The sequence below is a fragment of the Gordonia effusa NBRC 100432 genome (assembly GCF_000241305.1).
In the GTDB taxonomy this organism is placed as follows: domain Bacteria; phylum Actinomycetota; class Actinomycetes; order Mycobacteriales; family Mycobacteriaceae; genus Gordonia; species Gordonia effusa.
On the sequence record NZ_BAEH01000097.1, the window covers coordinates 1 to 3,642 of the forward strand.

At 61.4% G+C, this 3,642-nt stretch carries 3 protein-coding genes; all 3 read left to right on the forward strand.

The genetic code is table 11. From position 1 onward, the window contains the following. The first annotated feature begins 243 nt into the window (after positions 1-243). Complete coding sequence (locus GOEFS_RS17455) at positions 244-1,698, forward strand: alpha/beta fold hydrolase (RefSeq protein WP_007319267.1); 1,455 nt, start codon at positions 244-246, stop codon at positions 1,696-1,698. 55 nt (positions 1,699-1,753) lie between these two features. Then, the gene (locus GOEFS_RS17460) at positions 1,754-2,656 is read left to right on the forward strand and encodes a metal-dependent hydrolase (RefSeq protein WP_007319268.1); all 903 of its coding nucleotides are present in this window, start codon (positions 1,754-1,756) and stop codon (positions 2,654-2,656) included. Positions 2,657-2,658: 2 nt separating this feature from the next. Then, positions 2,659-3,642, forward strand: a 984-nt coding sequence (locus GOEFS_RS17465) for a ferredoxin reductase (RefSeq protein WP_007319269.1), incomplete at its 3' end; no start/stop codon positions are given.

The window sequence follows — 3,642 nt, forward strand, 5'->3', positions numbered from 1 at the left end:
CGATGGTCGAGCGCCGTCGCGCGAGCCTGCGAGCACGCATCCCACACCGATGGCCGAGTGCGCCCGACGAGCGCTAGCGAGACGCGCGTGTATCGAGACCCCGCAACACAACATCTAAGCACCGCCCTACAGTCCAGGCGCCCGACGAACAACCAACTATCTCAGTCAGTGCTCTGATTCCTCTTCCAGTTACATGTAACCGGTGGTAACGTCATCTTGAAAGCGACCCCGGAGGGGAGAATCATGGTCGACTGGCGTAAGCGAATAGTAACCAACAATGGCGTTGACCTGGCCGTATTTGAATTGGGCGACCCAGCGAATCCCGCCGTCGTACTCGTACATGGCTGGCCGGACACTCACCATCTGTGGACTCACGTCGGCCCTCTGCTGGTCGACGCCGGGTACTACGTCGCGGCGTATGACACTCGCGGCTACGGCGAAACCTCGATTCCGTCCCAGACGGCTCGTTACCGCGTGACTGAGCTCGCAGCCGATCTGTTCGCGATAGCCGACGCCGTTAGTCCAGCGGCGCCAGTTCACGTGATGGGACACGACTGGGGCTCGATCCAGAGCTGGGAGGCGGTGACGACCCCGGGAGCCGAGCGTCGCCTCAAATCCTTCATCTCGGTCTCCGGTCCAAACCTCAACTACATGGCAGAGTGGGTTCGTAAGAGTGTCCTTCGCCCCAGCCCGGCAAATCTGGTCGGCGGCTTGTTGCAGGCAATATCGTCGGCGTACACCGGATTCTTTCGAATTCCGTTGCTGACCAATCTATTTTGGCGGCTCGCTGGACGACCGGCCATCTGGCGCGAATTCCTACGACGCAGCGAGGGCACCAAGAAGAGCCAGATCGTGCTCGGCGATACGTTTAACAGGGACACAGTCAACGGAATGCGGTACTACCGCGCCAACATTCGGCCGACGATATCGATACTCAACACCCGGCCCGCCAAAATTCCGGTGTTGGAAATCATCAATGAGCGCGACATCGCGCTACGCCCGGCGATATACACCTATACCTACCAACACGTCGATCGGCTGTGGCGCCGGTCCAGCGCGACCGGGCATTGGCTGCCGTACACCAACCCTCGCTACCTAGCCGCTACCGCAATCGAATTCCTGGATTCACTCGAAGGGCGGACTTTGCCCCGCCGCCCCAACGGCATGGACCGCGCGCGTGTTCGATCACAGCCCGGCAAACTTTCCGGAAAGCTCGCGGTAATCACCAGTGCCACTAGCACATACGGCCGGGACACGGCATCCCTGTTGGCCGAGAGCGGCTGCGAGGTCATCGTGGCCGCCCACGACCTCGCCGATGCCGCGGACATCGCCCGCGAGTGCGAAAGCAAAGGGGCGCTGGCACATTCGTATGCGCTTAACGTCGCCGACACCGACGGGTTCAACGAGTTCGCGGCCACCGTCGCAGCACGACACGGCGTCCCGGACATCGTGATCAACGATGTGGGGGGCGGGCTGTCCGGCAGTAACGCCTTCGGCCCTCAGATGGTCGAGCGCGGTGCCGGCGGAAAGATTGTCAACATCGCATCCGCCGTGGCGTCTAATCCACTGTCGGCGCCGCTGCGCGCGGACCTTGCTCGCAACCGCGTCGTTGTATCCACTATTCGCCCCGGCGCACCGAAAAAGGTCGCCCGCTCGATAGTCGCGGCGCTCAAATCCAATGGACGCCTACCGCTCTGACCGTTACCGACTCCGATTCACCTCAACTGCTGTCCGTCGAGCCAAAGGAGACGACATGGCTTCAACTGCCAAAACCACCACGGACTCGGTACCAACTAGCACGGGACCGGTCGAGCTACACGCACGCGATGTCTCATTCGACGTCCGGGACGTGAATTTTCACTGGATACCAAAGCACCCGTACGTCTCAAACTTGGTCACCGGCGCGAATCTCCTTCTGCCCGAAGGGGAACGATGGTTCGTCAAAACCTTCGAAGAGGCGTTGCCAATGGTTCGCGACGAAGAACTCGCCGCGGAGATGCGTGGGTTCATCGGCCAGGAGGCAATGCACGCCGCCGCGCACGACCAGGCGCTCGTGGACTTCGTCAAGGCCAACGGTATCGACCCCGAACCCTTTCAGCGCCAAGTGGAATGGGTCTTTCGCAAGCTACTCGCACCCAAACCAAAAAGCTCCGCACGCGCTCAGCGCAAACATCTGGTCGAACGCCTGTGGCTCATCGCGGCAGCCGAACACTACACCGCCGTGCTGGGCGACTTCGCCCTGAACAGCACCTGGCGCGAAGCCGGAGCCGATCCCGCGATGGCCGACCTATTTCTCTGGCACGCTGCCGAAGAGGTCGAACATCGTTGTGTCGCATACAATGTCGCGTCATACTTTGGCGACAGCTACCTGCGCCGCGGTCGTGCGATGGTCGCGGTAGTCCCCGGAGCTCTCATCTTGTTCTTTCGGGCTGGTCGCTATATCTCACTGCGCGACTCTAATGGCCCGATCAGGGCCCATCGACGGTTCTTCCAATATCAACGTGCGGTTCGGGCCGGGATGGCACCGTCGGTCCCCAAAGTTCTGCTTCACTCGATCAACTATTTCAATCCTTGGTTTCACCCCTCCCAGGTCGGCAACACCGCCCAGGCCGTCGCTTACCTAGCGACATCACCAGCAGCCAGGAACGCACATTGACTATGACCAAGCAGCACTCACACACCACTGACATGACCGTTCCGCCACCTTCGCTAACCGGACGTTGGCCCAGCGATCCATTCCTCGTCTACATCACCGGGGTAATGAAAATTTGGTTCCCGGGCTGGGCGCTTGTATCTCCGCTCCGGAGAAAACTGCGAGCAAATGATGGGTCGTTGCGGGTTCGGATTGTTGATCGGACCCAAGTAGCCGAAGACGAAAACGTCATCGCCCTGACCCTGGCCGACGCCAACGGCGGACCACTACCCATGTGGCGCGCCGGAGCCCACCTCGACCTCCTCCTCCCATCCGGCCGCATGCGCGAATACTCCCTCTGCGGAGACCCCGCCACCAGCGACTACTACCGCATCGCCATCCGCCGCATCCCAGACGGCGGAGGCGGCTCCATCGAAGTCCACGACACCCTCAACATCGGCGACACCCTCACCATCAAAGGCCCCCGCAACGCCTTCCCCATCGCACTACCCGGCTACGGCTCCGAGGCCACCCACCTACGATTCATCGCCGGCGGCATCGGCATCACCCCCATCCTGCCCATGCTCGCCACCGCCCAACGACTCGGCCTCAACTGGTCCATGCTCTACACCGGACGCAGCCTCGACTCCCTACCCTTCCGCCACGAACTCACCCAATACGGCAACAAAATCACCATCCGCACCGACGACACCCACGGCCTACCCACCATCACCGACCTCACCGGCGGTGATGACAACGGACCCAAGGCCGGCACCGCCATCTACACCTGCGGCCCCGTCCCCATGCTCGAAAAACTCCGCACCTACCTCCACAACCGCCCCGACATCGAATTGCATTACGAACGCTTCTCCCCCGCACCGGTGGAGAATGGACACGAATTCACCGTCCGACTGGCGTCTACCGACGACGAAATCGCCGTCGCCGCAAACGAAACCATGCTCACCGCCCTACGCCGAATCCAACCCAATATTCCCTACTCCTGCCAACAA